This window comes from Paenibacillus sp. PvR133, from assembly GCF_017833155.1.
Lineage (GTDB): Bacteria > Bacillota > Bacilli > Paenibacillales > Paenibacillaceae > Paenibacillus > Paenibacillus polymyxa_B.
The window spans coordinates 4471589-4494864 of record NZ_JAFIBS010000001.1; the positions used below are offsets into that span (position 1 = coordinate 4471589).

21 protein-coding genes and 1 riboswitch are annotated in these 23276 nt (G+C 44.9%); of the genes, 5 read left to right on the forward strand and 16 right to left on the reverse strand.

All coding sequences use genetic code 11. From position 1 onward, the window contains the following. Positions 1-127 precede the first annotated feature (127 nt). Together JOE49_RS19425 and JOE49_RS19430 are read left to right on the forward strand one after the other, a co-directional pair. Positions 128-1045: an ArsR family transcriptional regulator gene (locus JOE49_RS19425; protein WP_209942496.1), complete on the forward strand. Its 918-nt coding sequence runs from the start codon at positions 128-130 to the stop codon at positions 1043-1045. A gap of 66 nt (positions 1046-1111) precedes the next feature. Continuing rightward, positions 1112-1876 carry an HAD family hydrolase gene (locus tag JOE49_RS19430; protein ID WP_028541704.1) on the forward strand — a complete coding sequence of 255 codons (765 nt, stop codon included), beginning with the start codon at positions 1112-1114 and terminating at the stop codon, positions 1874-1876. Between the two features lie 67 nt (positions 1877-1943). On the opposite strand, the gene JOE49_RS19435 is transcribed toward JOE49_RS19430, so the two are convergent. The 8 genes from JOE49_RS19435 to pdhA all read right to left on the reverse strand — a co-directional run bounded on the left by JOE49_RS19435 (position 1944) and on the right by pdhA (position 13322). Further along, positions 1944-4292: a type IA DNA topoisomerase gene (locus JOE49_RS19435; protein WP_209942498.1), complete on the reverse strand. Its 2349-nt coding sequence runs from the start codon at positions 4290-4292 to the stop codon at positions 1944-1946. Positions 4293-4819: 527 nt separating this feature from the next. Next, positions 4820-6307 (reverse strand): glutamate synthase subunit beta, encoded by a 1488-nt coding sequence (locus JOE49_RS19440; RefSeq protein ID WP_209942500.1) that lies wholly within the window; start codon positions 6305-6307, stop codon positions 4820-4822. Positions 6308-6545: 238 nt separating this feature from the next. Further along, positions 6546-7034 (reverse strand): dihydrofolate reductase, encoded by a 489-nt coding sequence (locus JOE49_RS19445; RefSeq protein WP_209942501.1) that lies wholly within the window; start codon positions 7032-7034, stop codon positions 6546-6548. A 17-nt stretch (positions 7035-7051) separates the two neighbouring features. Continuing rightward, positions 7052-7846 carry a thymidylate synthase gene (gene thyA, locus JOE49_RS19450; RefSeq protein WP_013310507.1) on the reverse strand — a complete coding sequence of 265 codons (795 nt, stop codon included), beginning with the start codon at positions 7844-7846 and terminating at the stop codon, positions 7052-7054. Between the two features lie 254 nt (positions 7847-8100). Beyond that, on the reverse strand, positions 8101-9522 hold the full coding sequence (gene lpdA, locus JOE49_RS19455) for a dihydrolipoyl dehydrogenase (RefSeq protein ID WP_013310508.1): 1422 nt from the start codon (positions 9520-9522) through the stop codon (positions 8101-8103). A 3-nt stretch (positions 9523-9525) separates the two neighbouring features. Continuing rightward, positions 9526-11139: a 2-oxo acid dehydrogenase subunit E2 gene (locus tag JOE49_RS19460; RefSeq protein WP_209942511.1), complete on the reverse strand. Its 1614-nt coding sequence runs from the start codon at positions 11137-11139 to the stop codon at positions 9526-9528. 34 nt (positions 11140-11173) lie between these two features. Next, the gene (locus JOE49_RS19465) at positions 11174-12154 is read right to left on the reverse strand and encodes an alpha-ketoacid dehydrogenase subunit beta (protein WP_013310510.1); all 981 of its coding nucleotides are present in this window, start codon (positions 12152-12154) and stop codon (positions 11174-11176) included. Positions 12155-12254: 100 nt separating this feature from the next. Next, positions 12255-13322: a pyruvate dehydrogenase (acetyl-transferring) E1 component subunit alpha gene (gene pdhA, locus JOE49_RS19470; protein ID WP_013310511.1), complete on the reverse strand. Its 1068-nt coding sequence runs from the start codon at positions 13320-13322 to the stop codon at positions 12255-12257. A gap of 255 nt (positions 13323-13577) precedes the next feature. On the opposite strand from pdhA, the gene JOE49_RS19475 reads away from it, so the two are divergent. Continuing rightward, positions 13578-14312 (forward strand): alpha/beta hydrolase, encoded by a 735-nt coding sequence (locus JOE49_RS19475; RefSeq protein ID WP_209942513.1) that lies wholly within the window; start codon positions 13578-13580, stop codon positions 14310-14312. Positions 14313-14456: 144 nt separating this feature from the next. On the opposite strand, the gene JOE49_RS19480 is transcribed toward JOE49_RS19475, so the two are convergent. Next, complete coding sequence (locus JOE49_RS19480; protein ID WP_053326574.1) at positions 14457-14921, reverse strand: low molecular weight protein-tyrosine-phosphatase; 465 nt, start codon at positions 14919-14921, stop codon at positions 14457-14459. Positions 14922-15070: 149 nt separating this feature from the next. Here JOE49_RS19480 and JOE49_RS19485 point away from each other — a divergent pair, with 149 nt between their 5' ends. Both JOE49_RS19485 and JOE49_RS19490 read left to right on the forward strand, forming a co-directional pair. After that, on the forward strand, positions 15071-15712 hold the full coding sequence (locus tag JOE49_RS19485; protein ID WP_209942515.1) for a thiamine diphosphokinase: 642 nt from the start codon (positions 15071-15073) through the stop codon (positions 15710-15712). Between the two features lie 280 nt (positions 15713-15992). Next, positions 15993-16490 (forward strand): C40 family peptidase, encoded by a 498-nt coding sequence (locus tag JOE49_RS19490; protein WP_025724146.1) that lies wholly within the window; start codon positions 15993-15995, stop codon positions 16488-16490. Between the two features lie 73 nt (positions 16491-16563). Here the strand turns inward: JOE49_RS19490 and JOE49_RS19495 are convergent, their stop codons facing one another. The 7 genes from JOE49_RS19495 to JOE49_RS19525 all read right to left on the reverse strand — a co-directional run bounded on the left by JOE49_RS19495 (position 16564) and on the right by JOE49_RS19525 (position 23249). Beyond that, on the reverse strand, positions 16564-17256 hold the full coding sequence (locus JOE49_RS19495) for a response regulator transcription factor (RefSeq protein WP_209942517.1): 693 nt from the start codon (positions 17254-17256) through the stop codon (positions 16564-16566). Between the two features lie 138 nt (positions 17257-17394). Continuing rightward, positions 17395-18456 carry a ThiF family adenylyltransferase gene (locus tag JOE49_RS19500; protein ID WP_209942519.1) on the reverse strand — a complete coding sequence of 354 codons (1062 nt, stop codon included), beginning with the start codon at positions 18454-18456 and terminating at the stop codon, positions 17395-17397. Next, the gene (locus JOE49_RS19505; RefSeq protein WP_209942521.1) at positions 18453-19220 is read right to left on the reverse strand and encodes a thiazole synthase; all 768 of its coding nucleotides are present in this window, start codon (positions 19218-19220) and stop codon (positions 18453-18455) included. The genes JOE49_RS19500 and JOE49_RS19505 overlap by 4 nt, the downstream gene beginning before the upstream one ends. 2 nt (positions 19221-19222) lie before the next feature. Further along, on the reverse strand, positions 19223-19426 hold the full coding sequence (gene thiS, locus JOE49_RS19510; protein ID WP_209942523.1) for a sulfur carrier protein ThiS: 204 nt from the start codon (positions 19424-19426) through the stop codon (positions 19223-19225). Further along, complete coding sequence (gene thiO / locus JOE49_RS19515) at positions 19423-20571, reverse strand: glycine oxidase ThiO (RefSeq protein ID WP_209942525.1); 1149 nt, start codon at positions 20569-20571, stop codon at positions 19423-19425. Before thiO ends, thiS begins: the two co-directional genes overlap by 4 nt. Before the next feature lie 64 nt (positions 20572-20635). Next, positions 20636-21229, reverse strand: a complete 594-nt coding sequence (locus JOE49_RS19520) for a thiamine phosphate synthase (RefSeq protein WP_209942527.1) — start codon at positions 21227-21229, stop codon at positions 20636-20638. 264 nt (positions 21230-21493) lie between these two features. Continuing rightward, positions 21494-21602, reverse strand: a riboswitch (TPP riboswitch). Positions 21603-21695: 93 nt separating this feature from the next. Continuing rightward, positions 21696-23249 (reverse strand): ABC-F family ATP-binding cassette domain-containing protein, encoded by a 1554-nt coding sequence (locus tag JOE49_RS19525; RefSeq protein ID WP_023988981.1) that lies wholly within the window; start codon positions 23247-23249, stop codon positions 21696-21698. Positions 23250-23276: the final 27 nt, after the last annotated feature.

Genomic DNA, 23276 nt, shown 5'->3' on the forward strand with positions numbered 1-23276 from the left:
ATCCCTGGCAGAACAAGCCATAATAAATAAGTGAGCAATTATTAAAATGCTCATGTTTTGCTTATGGACGGGCTTAATTACGTTCACCGCTCTGGGCTAGAAGACAGAATAGGAGGCATTGGGTTCCATGAGTTATCAAATTAAAATAGACACTTCTCCAATTTATGAATTGCTCGGCAGCTTCATGGCCTATGTGACTAAAAAGTGGGTCCAAGATATGGACTTGGGCCATGAATGGATCGACAAGGTGGATGCACGACTACAACATGAAGTTCGTACTGAGCTTACTACAGCTCAGGATTGCCCTTTTAGCGATTATGACGCACTCTATGCCTGGGCGTTACTTCGACCGGAATCGGATGAAATATCTGATTATATCTCTTATTTGGACCACGGTCCGGATAAAGATATGTTTGAGCTGCTCGTTCCGCATATCCCTTTTTTAACCTTTGAAGAATCTTTACGCATTCGTAAGGTATACGCACCACTCCTCAAATTGTGGGATCGTGATTATTTTCGGGCCTTGGAAGGCGAACTACGTGTGTTGGCAGAAGAAGACGCTGCGGAAAAGCGCATGCTACTGAGTAAAATGGAGCCGGAAGCACTGGTTGAGTATGCGACAGCTGGACTAGTCGTGCCACACATGGAAGACCTGGATACAGTAGTCCTATTTCCGGTTGTCCATAATCGCCCGATTAATTCATACTGTTTTTATACCCGCACACTGCTGATCCAGTATCCAGTAGATATTCCCGAGGAGAGCGAGGAAGAACCGCCTACGCTTCTGCTACGGCTCACTCGTGCGGTCAATGATCCGCAGCGGCTGCGAATTCTGCGTTATGTAGCTCAAGGTCCTAAGTCTCTCGAAGATATGCGCCATGATTTGAGCCGTTTGGAAGATACACTCATGTCTGATATGATGATTTTACGAGTGGCTGGTCTGCTCCGTATTCACATCGGACGTTATCATAAGGAAAAATTCAGCATCCGTCCCGATGGCGCGGCTGATTTACAGGTGTTTTTGGAATCCTATATTGGATTGTAATTTGAATTGTACTTTTAGTTATAACCAAAGCAGCGTTAAAGCTTTGGCTTGGAAGGAGTATGCATCATGTCGTATCCGAAGCAGCACATTTTATTTGATCTTGATGACACCTTAGTCCACTGCAACAAGTATTTTGACCTTATCCTCAACCACTTTTTTGATTTGCTTCAGGAATGGTTTGCAACTCATAACCTAACGAAAAATACGATTCGTGAAAAACAAATCGAAATTGATGTGGCCGGAGTTCATCAAGTGGGCTTTGCCAGCGAGCATTTTCCACAATCTCTGATAGATACGTACCAATTTTTCTCGGAACAATTCGGACGCCGTCTCGATTTTCGGGAAGAGCAGGAGCTTCGCTCTCTTGGCCGAAGTGTGTACGAACAGGAAATCGAACCGTATCCAGGCATGGTCGAAACGTTGAACTCCCTCCAAAAAGCAGGGCATTCCCTCCATCTTTATACTGGGGGTGAGCAGATCATTCAAGAAAGAAAGATTGAACAAATGAAACTGGCTACCTACTTTAATGAGCGCATCTACATTCGCCAGCATAAAAATGTCGAAGCACTGGAAGAAATCATCCAGATGAATCGCTTGGACCGAAGCATCACCTGGATGATCGGGAATTCTCTGCGCACTGATGTATCTCCAGCCCTTGCCGCAGGTATTCATGCTGTATATCTCAAGCAGCCAAAGGAATGGATTTACAATATGGTTGAATTGCAAAAAAACGTGAACTCCGTGATGTATACGATACAGAAGCTAACGGAAGTACCACGGGTTATCCACGAAAGCATACAATTGCATCAACAAAAAAGGACCCTCGGATAGGGTCCCTTTTTTGTTTTTAATGTTATTCAACCTTTGATTCAGCCAAAATAGTGGTCTAAACCCTGTCTCAGGATTCCTCTCGAACGCTAAGTTGTCCTGTACCTGGTTCATTCAGAACAATTCGCGCTTTGACGGTCGATCCATCTTTACGCTTAAAAGACAACAATTGCGTCTGTCCCTTCGTCAACAGAGATTTGAGCATCGTTCCGGTAATCTGCTTTCCAGCATATTCCTTCCAGACGACAAAGCCACAGCCCTGCTTGTAGTGGCTGCACCCATACCCTTTGCGGCCTTCTATAATGCTTCCGCCGCAATTAGAGCGTGGGCAGCTACCCAAAGCTTGCCTTTGGCTCACCGAAAAGCCTGAGGCTCCTTCGGAGGAGCTGCGTGCAGCGGAACCCGCTGTTCCCGCAGCACGACTTGCTGGTGCTGCTGCCTGCTCCAGCGTTGCGCTTCCACCGCGTCCTGATGAAGCACGCCCCACCCCTTTAGCGGCGGTGCCTCCACTCGCGCGTGCATTACGTGCGCCTTCTTTTCCAGCTGCACGCTTTCCCCTTGCTTCCTCGCCAAAGGCATTTGCCGGAGCCGGTGGCTGCTGCCTCACCTTGTCAATGATGGACAACGTAAATCTTTTAACGTTATCCATAAACTTCTCTTGAGCCGCCTCTCCTTTGGAAATTTGGTGTAGACGACGTTCCCATTGACCAGTCATCTCCGGCGAGGCTAATAGATCAACCCCAGCATGACGGATCAGGTCAATAGCCATCTTTCCCTTTTCCGTAATAAGAATCTTTTTGCCCTTCATTTCAATATAGCCAACCTTTTTCAATCGTTCAATTGTGGCGGCCCGCGTCGCAGGTGTGCCTAAACCGGCGTCCTTCATGACCTCACGCAATTCCTCATTCTCCATCTGTTTGCCCGCGCTTTCCATCGCCTTAAGCAATGTACCCTCCGTGTAGCTTTTAGGGGGCTGAGTCGCCTTTTCTTTCATCTCGGCCCGAACACAATCCACGGGACGCCCCGCATCAATCTCAAACTTCTTATCCGTCCACTCGTCCGTTTCCTCTTCATCCTCTTTTTTCGGTGATTTGCTCTTTTTACCTTTATCCTGATCAGCCTTACTCAAAACCACTTTCCATCCCAAGGAAAGAAGCTCTTTGATATTTGTTTTAAACAGATGCTTGTCCACCTGTGTCATTACGGTATGCATTTTGTATTCAGCAGGTGGGAAAAAATGTGACAAAAACCTGCGAATAACCAGGTCATATACATTTTGCTCCTCCTTGCTTAACGTTCCTGGCCTTTTTAACGTCGGCAGAATAGCATGGTGATCCTCAACACGAGATGGATTGCAGACCGATTTATTCTGTTTATGGACCAAATTGGGGTTGGCTTGTTGTACCAGATCAGCATAAGGACCTGTCCCCAGCATCCGTAGTGCCTTGTGCATGCCGTCTATATTTTGCTCTGTCACATAGTTAGAATTGGTACGCGGATAGGAAATGACCTTGTGTCGCTCATAAAGCGCTTGTGCCACATCCAGTGTTTTTTTGGCCGAATAACCGTACTTGGCATTCGCCTCGCGTTGAAGCAGCGTTAAATCGTACAATTTAAAAGGATACTCTTTTGTCTGCTTGGTATCATATTTGGTGATTTCACCTGTTTTTCCGCGCACGGCCGCAGCGATCGCCTCAGCTTCCTCTGGCTTCGTCAACCGATCCCCCTGCCACGCACCTTTGTACTTGATCTGTTCTTGCTTAAATTCAGCCCACACATCATAGAAGGTTTGAGACTGAAATGCCTCAATTTCCTTTTCCCGGTCATGAATCAGTGCCAGCACGGGAGTCTGCACCCGTCCTACCGACAGCAGTGTATTATGTCGTGTTGTGAACGCTCTGGAAGCATTCATTCCGATCAGCCAGTCCGCTTCACTTCGTGCCCGCGCAGCTTGAGTCAGAAATTCAAACTCCGAAGCATCTCGCAATCGTTCAAAGCCTGTCGCAATACTTTCCGCTGTCAAATCTGAAATCCACAGTCGTTTAACTGGCTGATGCAACTTCAATTGCTGTTGAATCAACGCAAAAATATATTGCCCTTCCCGTCCAGCATCACAAGCATTTACGATGGCATTGCAGCGTTTAGCCAGTTCACCAATCATTTTCAGCTGATCTTTTGTTTTCGGATTCGGTACAATTTTGAACTGCTCAGGGATAATAGGAAGATCCTTAATATTCCATCGTTTGTACTTATCATCGTATGCATCCGGCTCAGCCAAACCCAACAAATGTCCGATCGCCCAGGTTACAATGTATTTCTCACCTTCCAAATAGGTACGGTTATTTTTAGCCCGCGGCTCCATAACAGCGGCAATCGTCCGTCCCATATCTGGTTTCTCAGCAATAATCAACGTCTTCATTCATACTCCATTCCTTCCTGACGGCCTTCTGTTTCTCCTCCATGAATCATACATATACATGGAATGTTAATGAAAACACAGGTATCCCGGCCTCATGCAAAAGGAGCCTTCTCCCGATGAAAGCTCCTTTGTAAATTCATTTAGTCAAACGCTTCAACAATATACGTGTATTATACCATAGATACCATGGTTCTCTCAGGTCATGATTTTAAACAGTCAACGAAAGTTATGTATATGTCAATTTACATTACATAAATATCGGATTTTATCTAATTTTCTTGTAGATTAATTCTTTTTTCTATAAAAATGCTACACTAAACACCTTTTTTTATGTTATGATCAATATAGATAAGAAATATATGGGGAGATAATTAAATAAAAGTTATATTAACTAACATAAAATTCACAATGTTTCACCGCTTAATAATCATTTATTCATTTTTCGCCTCTGACAGACTCAGCTTGAAATACAATAAAGCCCCATCCGAAGATGGAGCTTTGACTGATCCGTTACATGAAATTTTTAATTACACCAAAACGGTAACGCCCATGAGGTATTTATCAACCTCTCGTGCAGCTTCGCGACCTTCATTAATAGCCCACACGACAAGACTTTGTCCGCGACGCATATCACCTGCAGCAAAAACCTTATCTACATTGGTGACATATTTTCCATAACGTGCTTTAACGTTGGAGCGACGATCCGTCTCCAAACCAATTTGCTCTACAATCGTTTGCTCAGGACCATCAAATCCAATGGCAATAAGAGCAATTTGTGCAGGGAATACGCGCTCCGTACCTGGAATCGGTTGATAGATTTTGCGGCCGGTTTCATCAACAATCCGTTGAATTTGAATGGTGTGCAGCTCTTTCAAATTACCGTCCTCATCACCTACAAATTTGGTCGTCATGATGGAGAACTCACGCGGATCTTCTCCGAACAACGCCTTCGCTTCTTCCTGTGCATAATCGAGAGAATACACGTTTGGAAATTGCGGCCAAGGATTGGCAATCGGGTCACGCTCCATAGGCGCTTTGGTGTGAGTGCCAAATTGAGTGACACTCCGACAACCATGACGCAAAGAAGTAGCTACACAGTCCGAACCCGTATCACCACCACCGATTACAATAACGTCCTTACCGTGGGAGGACAAATAGTTGCCATCTTCCAGGTTGGAATCCAGGTAACTTTTGATGGTACCATTCAGGTAATCCATCGCATAATGAACACCCTTCAAATCACTACCTTCAATGTTGAATTCTCTTGGCTTCGTAGAACCACCACATAGGACAACCGCATCATATTCAGCAATCAACTGATCGGTAGGGATATCTTTGCCGATTTCCGTATTTGTGATGAATTGAATACCTTCTGCCTCCAGCAAATCCACACGCCGCTGAACAACCTTCTTATCTAATTTCATAGATGGTATGCCATACATCAATAATCCACCCACACGATCAGCACGCTCATACACAGTCACGCTGTGCCCTGCTTTGTTAAGCTGAGCAGCTGCAGCCAAACCTGCCGGACCCGAACCAACAACAGCCACACGTTTGCCTGTACGCTTTTCTGGCGGATTAGGAACGACCCAACCCTCCTCAAAGCCTTTTTCGATAATAGCTTCCTCAATGGTTTTAATTGTAACAGACTGTCCGATCAGGCCGACTGTACACGAACCTTCACATGGCGCAGGACAGACACGACCTGTGAATTCCGGGAAGTTATTCGTTTTGTGCAGCCGCTCTAGCGCTTCCTTCCACAAACCACGATATACGAGATTGTTCCATTCCGGAATGAGATTATGAACCGGGCAGCCTAAAGTTGCTCCCATGACATCCATCCCCGTATGACAATAAGGAGTTCCGCAGTCCATACAACGCGCCCCTTGGGTACGCAGCTCTTCTTCAGACATATGCTTATGGAATTCTTCCCAATCCTTTATACGCTCTGCCGGGTCCCGGTCTGTAGGAAGCTGTCGTGTGTATTCCATAAATCCAGTTGGTGTAGACATGTTACGTTCCCCCATCTCTTCGCTTATGAACCCCGATCATCCATTCAGAATTTAAGTCAAATTCGAATTTGTCTGTTTGTATTATGAAAGGGTCTGTTCTCGTTGAATTTGATTTATTGTATCACAATACAGCGTAAAAGTGATGAAAACTTATGCAACTTTCTGCATCAACAGCCAAAAGGATTTTTTATATGGTTTATTAATTTTTCAAATGAGTAGGGTCGGATACAGTCTATTCTTATTCCGTTCTCTCGTAAACAACAAAATGATACTCATAGGGATTTCTTTCATCCTTGATACCCGGGGTTTCACTGACTATATTCCAGCCGTTCCAATCCTGCTCAGGAAACGTTGTATCGCCTTCAAAAGTCTCCTCAATCCGAGTCACAATCAGCCGATCAGCATGTGGCCAAAACAGTGAATAAATCTCCGCTCCTCCAATGACCATTAGTTCCTCCTGCTTAGCTAATTGAAGCCCTTCTTCCAATGAATGAATCACTTCCGCACCTTCCGCCTGATAGCGTTGATCTCGAGTCAAAACGACGTTACGTCGGTTTGGCAGGCTTTTTCCTCCAAAGGATTCCCACGTCTTGCGTCCCATGAGTACCGTTTTATTAATAGTCTGCTCTTTGAAAAAGGCCATGTCTCTAGGGAGGCGCCAGGGAAGTTTGTTATCCCGGCCAATCACACCATTTTGTGCCATAGCCCATATCATTGAAATGCCCATTTTCCCACCTCCTCTAATCAGATGGCGACAGGCGCCTTAATCCCTGGATGATACTCGTAATTTTCAAAAGCAAAATCGTCGTAGGTATAATCAAAAATCGAATCCGGCTTGCGCAGAATTTTCAACTGAGGCAACGGATAAGGATCACGTTCCAACTGCGTATGCACTTGTTGCATATGATTTGAATAAATATGCACATCGCCGCCTGACCAAATAAATTCGCCGGGCTCCAAACCGCACTGCTGTGCAACCATATGCGTTAGCAATGCATAACTTGCGATATTGAACGGCAACCCTAAAAAGGTATCCACAGAACGCATCGTTAGCATACAGGAAAGCTTCCCTCCAGCTACATAGAACTGGAATACAAAATGACATGGCGGCAACTTCATCGATTCGATTTCAGCCACATTCCAAGCACTGACGATGTGTCGACGTGAATCCGGATTATTTTTAATAGCCTCAATGACATTCGCAATTTGGTCAATATGTTGTCCATCTGTTGTTTCCCACGAGCGCCATTGTGATCCATATACAGGCCCCAGATTGCCCTGCTCATCCGCCCATTCATCCCAAATGGTAACTCCGTTCTCCTTCAGATAAGAAATGTTGGTATCTCCCCGCAAAAACCATAACAGCTCATGAATAACGGATTTCAAATGTACTCTTTTGGTGGTCACCAAGGGGAAGCCCTTGGCCAGATCAAAACGGAGTTGTCTTCCGAAAACAGATAGTGTACCCGTTCCTGTACGATCCTCTTTTTTTACTCCATTCTCTAAAATATCCTCCAGCAGTTCCAAATAGTTACGCACGTTATTCCTCTCCTTTGAGCATGAATAAAAACCTGGCATCGCCAGATTCTAATCTTTAAAATTCTCTTTCTGCACTAATATTTATATTTAGTTTATCATGTACGGTGCTTCGTTGACCATGTACTGTGTGAATTTTCATGGTAGTCCTGAAAATCCTAAAGTTTGAAAAAAAAGAGACAAAGAGCGCAAATATAGCGCTCCTTGCCTCTCTTTGTCATGTATGAAAACCAAAAACGAGATAATGAAAAATGGTATTAGCGACGTGGTGCCAATGCGTGGATCGGATGACCCAGCACGACTTCCGCTGCTTCCATAACGATTTCGCCCAATGTAGGGTGAGCATGAATAGTCAAGGAGATATCTTCGAGTGTAGCACCCATTTCAATCGCCAGACCCAGCTCAGCAATAAGGTTGGAAGCTTCCAGACCTACGATTTGCGTACCCAGTACCAGACCTGTGTCAGCGTCAGCTACGATTTTCACAAAACCCTCAGCAGCGTTCAGGGAAACCGCACGACCGTTTGCTCCATAAGAGAACTTGCCAACTTTGACATTGTAGCCTTTTTCTTTGGCTTGTGTTTCTGTGTAGCCTACGCTAGAGCATTCTGGATCTGTGAAAACGACAGCTGGCATACATTTGTAATCTACTACAGACGGCTCGCCTGCGATTGCTTCAGCAGCCACTTTACCTTCGTAAGAAGCTTTGTGTGCCAGAGCAAGACCAGCTACGATATCGCCGATTGCAAAGATGTGAGGAATGCTAGTACGTCCTTGGTGATCAACTTTCACCATTCCACGGTCATCCAGTTCTACACCGATAAGATCCAGACCCAGTTCACCGTCAGTGTTTGGACGACGTCCAACAGTTACAAGCAGATAATCAGCAGTTACTTCTTTGCTTTCGCCGTTAACGGAGAATTTCACTGTTACGTCTTTATCTGTTTGCTCTGCACTTTCCGCTTTAGCGCCAGTGAAGATTTCGATGCCAGTTTTCTTCATGCTTTTCGCAACGATTGAAGTCATATCTTTGTCGAAACCAGGAAGTACTGTATCCATACCTTCAATAATCGTTACTTTGGAACCGAATTTGGAGTACATTTGTCCAAGCTCTGCACCAATGTATCCACCACCGATTACGATCAGGCTTTTCGGAATTTCAGGCAGGTTCAATGCTTCTGTAGAAGACAGAATGCGTCCGCCAAATGGAAATGGTTTCAGTTCGATTGGACGGGAACCTGTTGCGATAATTGCATTTTTAAAACGGTAACGTGGTGATTCATGTTCGTTGAATACACGCGCTTCGTTTTCATTGATGAACATGCACTCACCATTGAAAACTTCAACTTTGTTGCCTTTGAGCAAGCCACTTACGCCGCCTGTCATTTTCTTAACAACACCGTTTTTGAATTCTTGTGTTTTAGCAAAGTCTACTTTTACGTTCTCAGCCGTAATACCGAAAGACTCGCCATGTTTAGCTGCTTCGTATTGATGAGCTGCAGAGATCAAAGCTTTGGATGGAATACATCCACGGTTCAGACAGACACCGCCCAGCTCAGATTTGTCAACGATCAATACGCTTTGTCCCAATTGTGCGGCACGGATGGCAGCTACATAGCCGCCAGGACCCGCACCGATAACCAATGTGTCAATATCCAGAGAAGCGTCTCCTACTACCATTGATTACACCTCCATAACAAGCAACTCAGGGTTAGCGAGCAGCTGTTTGATATAGTTCATGAAGTTTTGAGCAGTTGCACCGTCAATAATACGGTGGTCAAAGCTCAAGGAAAGAGCCATTACTGGAGCAGCTACAATTTCACCGTTTTTCACGACTGCTTTTTCACTGATGCGGCCAGTACCCAAAATCGCAACTTCAGGGAAGTTAATGATTGGAGTAAAGAACATACCGCCTGCGGAACCGATGTTAGTGATGGAGATTGTGCTCCCTCTCATCTCATTCGCAGCCAATTTTCCATCACGACCGCGCACAGCCAGATCACGAATGGAATCAGCAATCATCCAGATACTCTTACGATCAGCATCTTTGATAACAGGAACGATCAAGCCGTTGTCTGTATCTGTAGCGATACCGATGTTGTAGTATTTTTTGTAGACAATTTCGTTTGCTTCTTCGTCGATTGTGGCATTCAGAGCCGGGAATTGACGGGAAGCAGCAACCAAAGCTTTTACGATGAATGGCAGGTATGTTACTTTTGTGCCTTTCTTCTCAGCAATTGGTTTGATACGAGTACGGAAAGCAACCAGTTCAGTTACATCTACTTCATCCATAATCGTAACGTGCGGAGCCGTATAAGCCGATTTAACCATAGCATTGGAAATAGCCTTGCGGATACCTTTAAATGGTACGCGCTCTTCCTCAGCACGTGGATCAGCTGCTGGTGCGGATGATGCTGCAGCTTTCGCTTCTTTCTTAGCAGGCTCTTGTGCTTTTGCAGCTTCTTTCGCCACTGGCGCAGCCGCTTGACCTCCACCATTTTTGAAAGCTTCTACATCTTCTTTGGTGATTTTACCATTTTTGCCGGAGCCACTCACTTGAGCGATGTTTACACCTTGCTCACGTGCAAATTTGCGGACGCTAGGTGTAGCCAGCACGTCTTTGTTAGAAGCAGCAGGAGTTGCAGCTGGTTTAGTGTTAGCTCCGCCTTGTGCAGCATCCTGTTCTTGTTTCACAGCAGCTGGTGCTTCTTCTTGTTCAGGAAGTTCACCTTCTGCAGCGATTACAGCCACAACTTGACCTACATTAAAGATGTCGCCGTCTTTGGCAAATACTTCTTGTACTGTACCATTAACTGGACACGGAACTTCAACTACTGCCTTATCGTTTTGTACTTCCATGATGATATCTTCATCTGTTACTGTGTCGCCGGGCTTGATGTGCATCTTGATGATTTCGCCTTCGTGAAGACCTTCACCCAGCTCTGGGAATTTATATTCAAATCTAGCTGCACCTGCAGCTCCGCCTTGTGCAGCAGCACTTGGTTCAGGGCTAGCAGCTGATGCTTCTGGTGCATCTTCTTGTTCAGGAAGTTCACCTTCTGCATCAATTATAGCTACGACTTGACCAACGTTAAAGATGTCGCCGTCTTTGGCAAATACTTCTTGTACTGTACCATTAACCGGACAAGGAACTTCAACTACTGCCTTATCGTTTTGTACTTCCATGATGATATCTTCATCTGTTACTTTGTCGCCGGGCTTGATGTGCATCTTGATGATTTCGCCTTCGTGAAGACCTTCACCTAGCTCCGGGAATTTATATTCAAATTTAGCCACGTTTAAAACCTCCCAAATTTACGGTGTGCTTTAATTAAAATTCCAATACTTTATTAACCGCATCAATGATACGTGTTGGCGTTGGCAACCAAGTATCTTCAATTTGAGCAAAAGGATAAACGGTATCCGGACCTGCTACACGCAGAACGGGTGCTTCCAGATGCAGGATTGCTTTTTCGTTAATTTGTGCAATAACTTCAGCAGCTACACCGGAGCTCTTTTGCGCTTCTTGAACAACGATGGCACGATTGGTTTTTTGAATAGAAGCAACAACGGTATCAATGTCAATCGGGCTAATGGTACGCAAATCAATGATTTCTACTTTGATACCTTTTGTTTTTTCCAGCTCATCAGCAGCTTTAATCGAAGTGTGTACCATCATACCGTAAGTAATGATCGTCACATCGGAACCTTCACGAACTACATTAGCTTTGCCCAGTTCAACTGTGTAATCATTCTCAGGAACTTCAGCGCGGAATGCATGATACAGGTTCAAATGCTCCATGAAAAATACTGGATCATTGTCGCGAATAGACGCGATCATAAGACCTTTTGCATCGTAAGGGTTGGAAGGAACAACAACCTTGATACCAGGTGTTTGAGCCAGAAGACCTTCCAAGGAATCTGTATGCAGCTCGGCTGCCTTAACACCGCCACCAAAAGGTGTACGGAATACGATTGGAGAATTGTAACGTCCACCGGAACGGTAACGCATACGGGATGCTTGAATTGCCATTTGATCGAGTGCTTCAAAGATAAAGCCTACGAACTGGATTTCAGCTACAGGACGGAAGCCTTGAATACCCAGACCCACAGCAAGACCCCCGATTGCGGATTCCGCCAGCGGAGTATCGAATACACGTTCTTCGCCAAATTCTTTTTGCAGACCTTCCGTAGCGCGGAATACGCCACCTACATGACCTACGTCTTCACCGAAAAGCAAGACGTTAGGGTCGCGTTTCAACTCTACGCGCAGTGCGTCACGAATCGCTTCTTTCATGTTCATTTGTGCCATTTGCTTCATTTCCTCCTTAAACATTGACAGATCAATTTCAGTTCAGGTCAATCGAAAAGCAGACCGGATCGGGTTACCGCCCGGTCTCTTTTAAGTTCAATTATTTAAAATCAGCTTTTTGTTCTTCCAAGTGCTTAGGCGTTGTTTCGAACATGCTATCAATCAGGCCAGGAATTGTCATTTTCTCTGTTTTCTCGGCTTTTTTGATCTCTTCGTTCACTTTTGCCTTAGCTTCTTCTTTTACGCGAGCTGTATCTTCTTCAGTCCAAAGACCTTTTTTCTCAAGGTATTTCGCAAAGCGGGCAATTGGATCTTTCGCATTCCATTCGCCTTCTTCTTCTTTAGAACGATATTTTGTTGCATCATCAGAAAGGGAATGCGGACGGAAACGGTACGTTACGGCTTCAATCAATGTAGCACCTTCGCCATTACGTCCACGCTCTGCAGCTTCTTGAACAGCTTTAATAACTGCAAGCACGTCCATGCCGTCAATTTTCACGCCTTTAATACCAGCAGCTACTGCTTTATGAGCGATCGAAAGAGCAGCCGTTTGTTTTGAAAATGGAGTCGTGATTGCGTAACCATTGTTTTGCACAAAGAAAATAACTGGCAACTTGTATACACCAGCATAGTTCAGGCCTTCGTAGAAATCACCTTCAGAAGAACCGCCGTCACCTGTATATGTAATGGCGACTTGTTTTTGCTTTTTCAGTTTGTAACCCATCGCAATACCCATAGCATGCAAAATTTGCGCGCCAATGATGATTTGCGGCATCAGTACATTAACACCGTCCGGCACTTGGCCGCCGTGTTGATGACCACGGGAATACAAGAAAGCTTGGTATAATGGCAGGCCATGCCAAACGATTTGCGGAATATCGCGGTAGCCTGGAGCAATAAAGTCTTCTTTTTGGAGTGCATATTCGCTACCAATCATGGTTGCTTCTTGTCCGGATACCGGAGCGTAGAAACCGAGACGTCCTTGACGACCTAAGTTAACGGCACGGTCATCCCAAGTACGTGTAAATACCATTCGATACATAATTTCTTTCAATTGATCATCTGTAAGTTTAGGCAACATATCTTTATTGATAATTTCACCATCCGGAGAAAGTACGGACAGCGCCTCAACTTCCTCTGTGTAAACTTCATAAGGAACCTTGCTCATTTTCTTCACCTCAACAAAAAAATTTGAATATCAAGTTCCGCTGTTATAGGATTATTATACACCTGTTATATCGCTCGCGTCAAAGATTTAGTTATTTTTTTTGAGTTTGCCACATTTTTGTGTGTGTAACAGGGTATGTTTTTTACTATAACAGCTTAGTACATGATTGAAATTTTAAACATCTATTGCAATCAGGGTAATCTTAACTTATTGTGATCCCGAATGCAAAATAATACCCAAGAAAGGTGACGAAAAATGACGGATTCTCGGTATTTAAAACGAACCATCCTTAAAGACGAAGTAGACAGCCGCTTTCTTGGCGAGACCAGAACTCTCCGGATTTATTTGCCGCCAGGCTATAATGAAATATTGAGCTACCCGGTCGTATACTGTCAGGACGGAGAAGAATTTTTCAATTTTGGCCGCATTGCAACTCACGCCAACCGCCTCATTTTAGATGAGGGCGTCGAACCCTTCATTATTGTAGGAGTGGAAGTGAATACCAAAGTCAGAACTCAGGAGTATGCTCCCTTTGGCAATCGTTTTGAGGCGTATACCGCCTGCTTTGCAGAAGAAATTATTCCCTATGTAGAGCAAAAGTATCCTATAAGAAAAGATGCAGCGTCCCGCATTTTGGCGGGGGATTCACTGGGAGGCAGTGTGTCTCTGCATTTGGCTTTGATGTATCCTCAGCTGTTCAACCGCATTATCAGCCTCTCAGGTGCTTACTATGAAGCTTCGCAGGAAATCATCGCCCGTGAGAAAGATCTGTCTCATCTGCGGGTGTGGATGACGGTTGGCCTTCAGGAAGATGCATTTGAGAGTGATACTGGCATTTACAACTTTGTAGAGCTTAACCGTCAATGCGCAGATTTGCTGCGCGAACGGAACGCTGAAGTTTCTTACCGTGAAAAGGATGGCAAACATTTGTGGGGCTTTTGGCAAAACGAGTTGCCTGACGCGCTAATGTATTTTTTGGATCGCGCCTGAGTAAATATTCTTCCTGGTAACTAAGGGGAATGAGAGCATTGACCTAATAGGTCATAAAGCTCCTTCCTCTTTTTCATAATTTGGTTACGCTTTCAAAAGCGTATAACGAAAAACGGCAATTATTGCCGTCATCTTTCGTTCACATTATAGCTTTTCTTCTATGATCTTGTCCAGCAAGGCATCGCATCCTGCGTCCATTAATCGATAGGTCTCTTCAAAATTCCCTGTAAAATACGGGTCGGGTACTTCTCTCAATTTTTCTTGAGGGAGCAAATCCATGAATTTTAGAATATCAGCCTCCGCTCCACCTGCAATCTTACGCATGTTTTGTTCATTGGAGTCATCCATACACACAATATAATCAAACGCGTCAAAATCGCGGCCCGTTATTTGCCTCGCCTGTATGCCTTGTTCGCTGATTCCATGCAGTTTAAGTTGCTTTAGTGTTCCCTCATGCGGGGGATTTCCGATGTGCCAGTCGCCTGTCCCGGCCGAGTCCACCCCGATTTCTGCACCCAATCCCCGTTCCTGCGCTTTATGCCTCAGTATCGCCTCCCCCATCGGAGAGCGGCAAATATTACCCAAACATACAAACAAAACGTTTATCATTTCGTTCTCCTTCCTATTACACGTTACACTTCCTTTTTTTCTGTTTCATTGTAGCCGTGTCCTCCAAAATTGTGCAAGCCATATTTAACGCGGTATACTTAAAAACGATGGTATATATAGGATCGTATCAGAAAGAAGGGATGTTGATTATGACAAAAAAACGAGCGATTGTATTTTCAGGCGGTCATCTTAATGAAGAAGATTTACATCAAATACAACCCGATGATTTTATTATAGGTGCAGATAAAGGTGCTCTTTTCCTGATCGAGCACGGTATTACACCACATATCTCTGTAGGAGATTTTGATTCGATCACACCAGAGGAAAAACAAAAGGTAGAATCAGCAAGCCAACGTATGATTGCGTGCGACCCAGTACTTAAAGACTTAACAGATACTGAGCTTGCTTTGGAAATCGCTATGGACGAGCACGTAGATCATGTACTGTTGCTTGGTGTGACTGGCACCCGGATGGATCACACATTAGCTAATGTTCAAATATTGGTACGCGCAATGCAGCATCATATTAGCTGCGCTATTATGGACGCACATAATTATATTGAGCTCACCGGATCAACGCTTGAGATCCAGCCTATGGGTTATACATATACATCGCTGCTTCCTATGACTACCGAAGTAACAGGCATACAACTGGAAGGATTTATGTATCCGCTACATAATGCCACCCTCAAAATGGGACAATCACGTGCTGTCAGTAATAAGCTAACGGCTCCAAAAGGTACGATTTCCATCAAAAGCGGTCTACTACTCGTTATTCAAAGCAAGGATTAATTATGACATTGTTGTAACCATTTTTCAGATTGTTTTTTCACTCAAAACCCTTGATTAACAAGGGTTTTTCCGTTTATAGAGATCTATGAATCGATATATTTTTTACAAATTGTAATTTTTAATCGTTTTTTAATAATCGCTGTGTAAGTCTTGTCCCTCAAGCGTTTGAGAGTTCTTTTCCAACTATTAGGCGGCTTCAAAACTGTTATACTCAACGCTGTCAGTTAGTTAGCAACTCAGCAAATTATTGCACAAATCAATTTCTGGAGGTACTTACAACATGAATATGCAGAAAATCATAAAAAAGGTAATTATAGCAGGGGTCGCAGCCACTATCGGCTTTGGTACTTTTGCAATTGAGGGAACAAATACGGCACAAGCTGCCACTACTACTTCAGTAGGCCAAAAAGTAATTAACTACGGTGAAAAATATATGGGAACTCCTTATAAGTTTGGAGCTTCCACGAGCACTACACGTAATTTTGACTGTTCTTCTTTCATGAAGCACATATTCAAGAAATACGGAGTGAATTTGCCGCGTACTTCTGTTCAACAGTCCAAAGTCGGACATGCCGTATCCAAGTCCAATTTGAAAAAAGGTGACTTAGTGTTCTTTTCAAGCGGTAGTCGTGCTACAGGACGTAACATTACCCACGTAGCAGTCTATATGGGCGGCGGTAAAATTTTGCACACTTACGGCGGACCTGGTGTGACCATCTCCGATTTGAACTCCAGCAACTGGAAAAGAACATACATTAAAGCACGCCGCGTGCTGTAGTGCTGTAGCATGAAACTCATTTTGAAATATGCGAGCCGGGACGAAAAGTTCCGGCTTTTTTATATGCCTTGTGCTATTCTGATACGGTTGGTGTTCTGAGTGAATAACCAATACCTCGTTCCGTACGGATCATTTTAAACTTATACCCTTTATCTACTTTAAGCCTCAAATGTCTGATATAGACGTCTACTACGTTCGTATCAACGATATAATCATGTTTCCAAACATCCTTTAGAATTTGCTGTCTGCTACAAACTTGGTTAAGATGTATCGCCAGATGAAGCAAAAGATCAAATTCTTTCGGAGTTAATTCCAGCTTTTGTCCCCCTCTGCTCACCATTCTGCTTGCATTGTCTATATGTAAATCACCCGCTTCGATCGCCCTTTTCACATCACGTTCAATACCAAAAATCCGCAATAAATTAGCCACTCTTGCCTGAAAAACTCTAGGATAAAAGGGCAGAACGATCACATCATGTGCCCCTTGTTCAAAGCAGGAAACAATATGGTCCTCCTCATCTGATGAAGTCATTGCAAATAGCGGGACATGAGGATGGTTTTGCTGCAAAATGCGAATCAAGCCTTGTGTATCCGCCTGTTCATCTCCTATGTTCAGGAGTAGCAAATTCACCGGATTGTGGGCTGCATAAGAGCTTGCATCCGATGTATTGCTAACATGTACCACCTGATAACCTGCCTGCTCCAATGGAAGAACAATTACGGGAGACGCTTCATTTACATCCACAAGTAAAATTAACGGGCTCATCTTTTCACCCACCTGGTTTGGACATAGCATTACATTGGATACGAACAAGTTTGTTATAAGCCATTAAAGCATATTAATATTATTGTAACAAAAAAGCAGAAAATCATTCTCCAAAGAATGGCTTTCTGCTTTTATGGTTTAACCCAAATAGCGATGATACAGACTTCTTGCTTTTGCCACGTCCTTTGTCCCATGGATCAACGCTCTGCCATCTGCAAAAACAACTAAGCGATGCTCGCTTGTACTAAAGGAAACCAAAAACGGATTCTGCTCTACTTTTCCTTCTCCCAAAGAAGCAAATCTATCTGCTATTTCCGCAAGATTCAGATGTGTCGGGTTTGCTGGTCTAATTTGAACGGTATCCCTGCCGCACAAAACATCTGTTTTCTGCCGATGAGAGGCCGACAAGTAGGGATACGTCGGTTGGTTGCCGCAAGAAGGACAATTCTCCTTTTTAACGCTATCTACTGCTATCGTTACATACTCATTTTTCCACAAATCAAACGAAAGCAGATTTCCTCTCAAATCTTCTGAATATCCACCAAGAAGTTTGAAAGCTTCCGTAGTTTGGTTAGCCGTGACCATCTGTACAGCCTGCGGAATAATCCCGGCGGTATCACAGGTTTCCCCACCAAACGGTACAGTCCCCAGCAGACAGTGAAGACAAGGCGTTTGACCCGGTAAAATGGTGTAGGTTATACCATAGCTGCCCACACACCCCCCATAAATCCAAGGAATCCGATGCTTTAGTGCCATGTCGTTCATAAGAAGTCGGGTATCGAAATTATCGGTTGCATCCATTATGAGATCTACCCCCTGGATCAACTCTTCCAGCTCTTCCACCCTAACATCCAGTACATGTGCATGTATAACCGTTTCCGAATTAATATCCTTTAATCTTCGCTGAGCAGCTACTGATTTGGGACATCTTTGCGCAGCATCACTTTCTTGAAAAAGCTGTTGGCGCTGCAAATTGCTCCATTCCACATAATCCCGGTCTACGAGGCTCACTGTACCTACGCCCCCGCGAACAAGTGTTTCCGCAATACCTGTGCCTAGCGCTCCAACACCTATGATTAATACGTGAGAGGAAGCAAGCCGGCGTTGTCCTATCGGTCCAAAGGGCGCGAATCTTTCCTGTCTGGAATAACGGTCACTTGGATGTGTTCCTCCTGCACCGGATTTGTCAGTTACCTTCATGCCTGAATCATGCCTTCTGTCGGACTGCTTGCTGAAGCGTAACGTTTTACAGGAATCATCCCCGCCTCAAAACCATATCTTCCAGCACGAACAGCCAGTTTCATGGCCTCAGCCATTTTTACTGGGTCCTTCGCTCCTGATACGGCTGTGTTCAACAAAACAGCATCTGCCCCCAACTGCATCGCCATTGCCGCGTCACCGGGTGAGCGAATACCCGCATCGACAATAACCGGAACCTCCGCCTGTTCAATAATTAGCTCTAATGAAAACGGATTGAGCAAACCATGTCCTGTACCAATCGGTGAAGCTCCAGGCATAACGGCGTGTACTCCAAGCTCTTGTAGCCTCTTTGCTAGAATCACATCGTCCGATATGTAGGGCAGCACGATAAAGCCTTCTTCTAACAGCTTTTCACTAGCTTTCAACGTTTCAAAAGGGTCAGGCAGCAGTGTCTTGCTATCCCCAATGACTTCCACCTTAATCATATCGCACAGGCCGGAGGCTTTTGCCAATTGGGCAATACGAATCGCCTCCTCTGCTGTTGTAGCCCCTGCTGTGTTGGGAAGAAGTGTATACCGGCTCAAATCCAGCATATCGAGAAAATGCTGCTTATCCCGTTCCTCCAAGTTCAATCTCCGTACAGCAAACGTCAATATTTCCGTCTCAGCAGCCTCTACGGCTTGGGATTGGATATCCAGATCAGAGAATTTTCCTGTTCCCAACAACAGCCTCGAGGTAAAAGATGCTTTTCCAATGGTTAACATGATCAACCGCCTCCCACAAAATGTACAATCTCTAGGCAATCTCCATCCTTCAGTACTGCTTCACCATGATCTTCACGGGTCAATATACGCCGATTCAGCTCTACCACTACGGTTTTCACCTTTACATCAAGCTCATGTAGCAATTGATCCACATGAGTGATTCGATTAGAAAAGGTCAGGCTCTGGCCGTTAATCGTCAGCTTCATAAGCTTTCCTCCTTGAGGAGCTCAGAAGAAAATCTACTTATCCCAAGTTCAGCCGCACCAGCCCCATTAAGCATAGCTGCCATCGCACGCCCAGTAGCATCGCTCAGCAGGACACCGTTGCGATAATGCCCGACAGCAGCATATACGCCCTCGACTCCAGGAACAGTGCCTATAAAAGGATGACCTGATGTGGCCTGCGGACGTAAGCCCGCCCAAGTGCGTATAAAAGAAGCTTCACGGACGCGCGGCAGCCAAGCAGAGGCACGTGTCAGTAACCCCTCCAAGCCTCCTACGGTCACCTCTTCGTCATATTGATGCGGAAGGCTCGTTGCCCCAATCCAAAGCTCGTTATTCTGTTTAGGCACGAGGTAAATATCATCAGCATAAATGGTGTATTCTAACGGGTGATCCTTCAAGGAGACCGCTACCGCTTCGCCCTTGACCGGATAAAGTGGATATTCAAATCCAACCTGCGCTAGCAATTTCATGCTATCCAAGCCTCCGGCAATAATGACCTGATCGCAGGAAAAAAAGCCACTATCTGTTCGAACACCGCAAACTCGACCATTCTGTATGACCAGTTGCTCTGCCTGTGTACCAGACCATACCGTTGCCCCCAGCACCGCAGCAGCACCTGCATAAGCACGGCAAAGCTGGACAGGAGCCACTTGTGTCTCTTTTGAACGATATATTGCCCCGATCGCTTGTTCATCCAAACCTGGAATTCGTCGGGCCAATTCCTTCGCATCCCACCAGATAGGACAATCATCCTCTCGCGTTTTAGCAGCTTTCCAGCGTTTTTGGCCTTCAGTTTCCGTACGGAAAGGAGTCACAAATCCTTCTGTACGGAATTCCACCGAAATACCTGACAAACGCTCCAGATCACAGACAAGCTCAGGGAATGCGTCTCGACTTATGCGAGCAAACCGTGCCAGCTCAGAGTCGGTGAACTCTTCACTTTCCGCTGCCAGCATTCCAACCGCTGCTCCTGAGGCTCCCTCACCCGGGATCAATCGTTCCAGCATGATCGTACTTCTTCCCTCCTTGGCCACATGATAAGCAATGGAACTGCCGATGACACCTCCACCTATGACCAAGCATTCAGCGTGTCCTATCGCTCTTGCCTCTATGTGTATCTTTGGCATTTGTTCCGTGTCTCCTCTCCATAAACCATTCTGCTTTCAGCTTGCCTCTACTCTCGTTTTCTCGCTACAGGTCGTGAACTACAAGATCTGCCATTCGCCTATATTCCAGCGCAGCTGCAACGGGCGACTCAGCCTCCCATATACCAGACATCACCGCAATTCCGCATGCTCCAGCCTTATAAAGCTCCGGGATATGGTGCGGTTGTATGCCGCCCAGCGCGATCACCGGAATGTTCGACAGCCTGCAAATATGTTCAAGCTGAGCTAAACCCCGTGGTACAATACCGGGCTTACAATGGGTCTCATATATGTGACCATAAAGTACATAGTCCGCTCCTACCCGCTCGGCAGTCTGCGCCTCCTTCAAGGAATGCACAGATACTCCACAGCGTGTACCCTTTGGAAGTAGGCTTTTCACATCCGCTACAGGTAATCCATTAGCTGGTAGCTGGACGGCTCCAACCAAAGTAAGTAAAGCTACATCCACACGATCATTTACTACAATTTGTTGCAAAGGAACTCCCTGCTCCACCATGCTGCGAGTCAAAGATAGCAATGCAGAGGCACCATTCTGTTTTAAACGTGCGTGTACATAATGAACATACGGACAAATCACAGCAGCCACTTGGGCTGCTTGTGCAAAAGTGCCCTTTTCCATCGAAATTGCGTGTAATTCGATTTTGTCTTCACCTCACATTGGACTAAAGGATCTAAGCTTAGTCAGCCACGTCTACCAGCAGAAATGAAAGGGGATTGTATGTGAATTGTCTACGGAAGCTCGAACAACTTAAAATGAACGAAACGCAAAAAAACCACTTCCCCAAGGAAGTGGTTTAACGAACGTCCAATAATCGAACGGACCATGATATCCGTATACGTGTATCGTCCCACGCACAAACAAAAATAAGATGGTGTTGCCTTGTTTGTACGGTGCTCACTTCCCTACGCTGGCATAACCCAGATCAGGTGCAAAGGGTCCGAAATCCATTTATTCCGTCTCAGCCGCATGGGCGGCTCCCCTAGTGTGACTATTTTATTGTATAAGCTAAAGATAGCTTAGCATATTTTCCTAATTCTGCAAACCCCACTTCGTGTGAAATATGCAGAATTGGATTTAGTTGATGTTAGTTAACTTTACTTGACCACTCTTCCACATTCCACGTTTTGGTTACCCAATCCTCGTAAAAGTCCGGTTCGTGAGATACAAGCAATACGGTCCCTTTGTATTCCTTCAAGGCACGTTTCAGCTCATCCTTAGCTTTAACATCCAAGTGGTTGGTAGGCTCATCGAACAGTACCCAGTTGCTTTCACGCATTAACAGTTTGCAAAGACGGACTTTAGCCTGTTCTCCACCACTGAGCGCAGATAGCGGACGCGTGATATGCTCATTCTTTAAACCGCAACGCGCCAAATGCGCTCGTACTTCATGCTGGTTCAAATGTGGGAATTCATTCCACACATCGTCAATCGGTGTAATTTTCTCCGCCTTTACTTCCTGCTCAAAATAAGCGGGCTGCAAAAAATCACCTTGATAGGTTTTTCCACTGATTGGCGGTATTTTTCCCAATATGGTTTTGAGCAATGTCGATTTACCGACACCGTTGTAGCCAACAATAGCAATCTTTTCGCCACGTTCAATCGTCATGGACATTTTAGGCAAAAGGGCATGCGTATAACCAATCTCAAAATCAATACCCTCAAATACCGTCTTTCCGCTTGCACGTGCTTCTTTGAATTGAAAGGTTGGCTTCGCAGCTTCTTCAGGCTTATCTATACGTTCGATCCGATCAAGTTGCTTTTCACGGCTCTTTGCTCGGCCTGATGTAGAGGCACGCGCTTTATTACGCTGAATAAAATCTTCCTGTTTCTTAATAAAGTCCTGTTGCTTCTCATAAGCATCAATATGCTGAGCTTTGTTCAGATCCGCCATTTCAAGAAACTTTTCATAGTTAGCTGAATAACGGGTCATCTTGGCAAATTCAAGATGGTAAATAACATTAACGACCTGGTTCATAAACTCAGTATCATGTGAAATAAGAATAAAAGCATAGGGATAATCCTTCAAATAGCGCGTAAGCCATTCAATATGCTCTACATCCAAATAGTTGGTAGGCTCATCCAAGAGCAGGACATTCGGTTTTTCCAACAGCAACTTAGCAAGAAGCACCTTTGTCCGTTGCCCGCCACTAAGTGCAGATACATCCCGATCCAGTCCTATGGCCGACAGACCTAGTCCATTCGCCATTTCTTCAACCTTCACATCAATGAGGTAAAAATCCCCCATATCCAGTTGCTCCTGAATTTCACCCATCTGTTCCAGCAACACTTCCAACTCTTCAGGAGAAGCATCCCCCATTTTGTCAGTAATCTGCATCATTTCCTTTTCCAATTCCAACAAAGGAAGAAAAGCGTCTTTTAATACATCACGTACCGTTTTGCCCGGTGTCAGCTTGGTGTGCTGATCCAGATAACCGTAACGTACACGTGGAGTCCATTCCACTTTACCCTCATCCTTAAGCAATTTTCCAGTGAGAATGTTCATGAGTGTCGATTTACCAACACCATTAGCTCCTACCAAACCTACACGTTCCCCCGCAAGCAATCGAAAGGAAACATTTTTAAATAATGCGCGGTCCCCAAAGTTGTGAGATACATTTTCTACAGTCAATAAACTCATAAGCTGTTTTTGGCTCCTTATTGTCAT

What these genes read in the sequence shown, in the direction of transcription:
- JOE49_RS19440 (WP_209942500.1), bottom strand. Translation starts at nt 6,307, where the DNA reads ATGTCTACACCAACTGGATTTATGGAATACACACGACAGCTTCCTACA.
- JOE49_RS19485 (WP_209942515.1), top strand. Translation starts at nt 15,071, where the DNA reads ATGACAAAAAAACGAGCGATTGTATTTTCAGGCGGTCATCTTAATGAA.
- JOE49_RS19520 (WP_209942527.1), bottom strand. Translation starts at nt 21,229, where the DNA reads ATGGAAAAGGGCACTTTTGCACAAGCAGCCCAAGTGGCTGCTGTGATT.
- lpdA (WP_013310508.1), bottom strand. Translation starts at nt 9,522, where the DNA reads ATGGTAGTAGGAGACGCTTCTCTGGATATTGACACATTGGTTATCGGT.
- JOE49_RS19465 (WP_013310510.1), bottom strand. Translation starts at nt 12,154, where the DNA reads ATGGCACAAATGAACATGAAAGAAGCGATTCGTGACGCACTGCGCGTA.
- JOE49_RS19490 (WP_025724146.1), top strand. Translation starts at nt 15,993, where the DNA reads ATGAATATGCAGAAAATCATAAAAAAGGTAATTATAGCAGGGGTCGCA.
- JOE49_RS19505 (WP_209942521.1), bottom strand. Translation starts at nt 19,220, where the DNA reads ATGTTAACCATTGGAAAAGCATCTTTTACCTCGAGGCTGTTGTTGGGA.
- JOE49_RS19495 (WP_209942517.1), bottom strand. Translation starts at nt 17,256, where the DNA reads ATGAGCCCGTTAATTTTACTTGTGGATGTAAATGAAGCGTCTCCCGTA.
- JOE49_RS19525 (WP_023988981.1), bottom strand. Translation starts at nt 23,249, where the DNA reads ATGAGTTTATTGACTGTAGAAAATGTATCTCACAACTTTGGGGACCGC.
- JOE49_RS19475 (WP_209942513.1), top strand. Translation starts at nt 13,578, where the DNA reads ATGACGGATTCTCGGTATTTAAAACGAACCATCCTTAAAGACGAAGTA.
- JOE49_RS19435 (WP_209942498.1), bottom strand. Translation starts at nt 4,292, where the DNA reads ATGAAGACGTTGATTATTGCTGAGAAACCAGATATGGGACGGACGATT.
- thiO (WP_209942525.1), bottom strand. Translation starts at nt 20,571, where the DNA reads ATGCCAAAGATACACATAGAGGCAAGAGCGATAGGACACGCTGAATGC.
- JOE49_RS19445 (WP_209942501.1), bottom strand. Translation starts at nt 7,034, where the DNA reads ATGGGCATTTCAATGATATGGGCTATGGCACAAAATGGTGTGATTGGC.
- JOE49_RS19425 (WP_209942496.1), top strand. Translation starts at nt 128, where the DNA reads ATGAGTTATCAAATTAAAATAGACACTTCTCCAATTTATGAATTGCTC.
- JOE49_RS19480 (WP_053326574.1), bottom strand. Translation starts at nt 14,921, where the DNA reads ATGATAAACGTTTTGTTTGTATGTTTGGGTAATATTTGCCGCTCTCCG.
- JOE49_RS19430 (WP_028541704.1), top strand. Translation starts at nt 1,112, where the DNA reads ATGTCGTATCCGAAGCAGCACATTTTATTTGATCTTGATGACACCTTA.
- pdhA (WP_013310511.1), bottom strand. Translation starts at nt 13,322, where the DNA reads ATGAGCAAGGTTCCTTATGAAGTTTACACAGAGGAAGTTGAGGCGCTG.
- JOE49_RS19500 (WP_209942519.1), bottom strand. Translation starts at nt 18,456, where the DNA reads ATGAAGGTAACTGACAAATCCGGTGCAGGAGGAACACATCCAAGTGAC.
- thiS (WP_209942523.1), bottom strand. Translation starts at nt 19,426, where the DNA reads ATGAAGCTGACGATTAACGGCCAGAGCCTGACCTTTTCTAATCGAATC.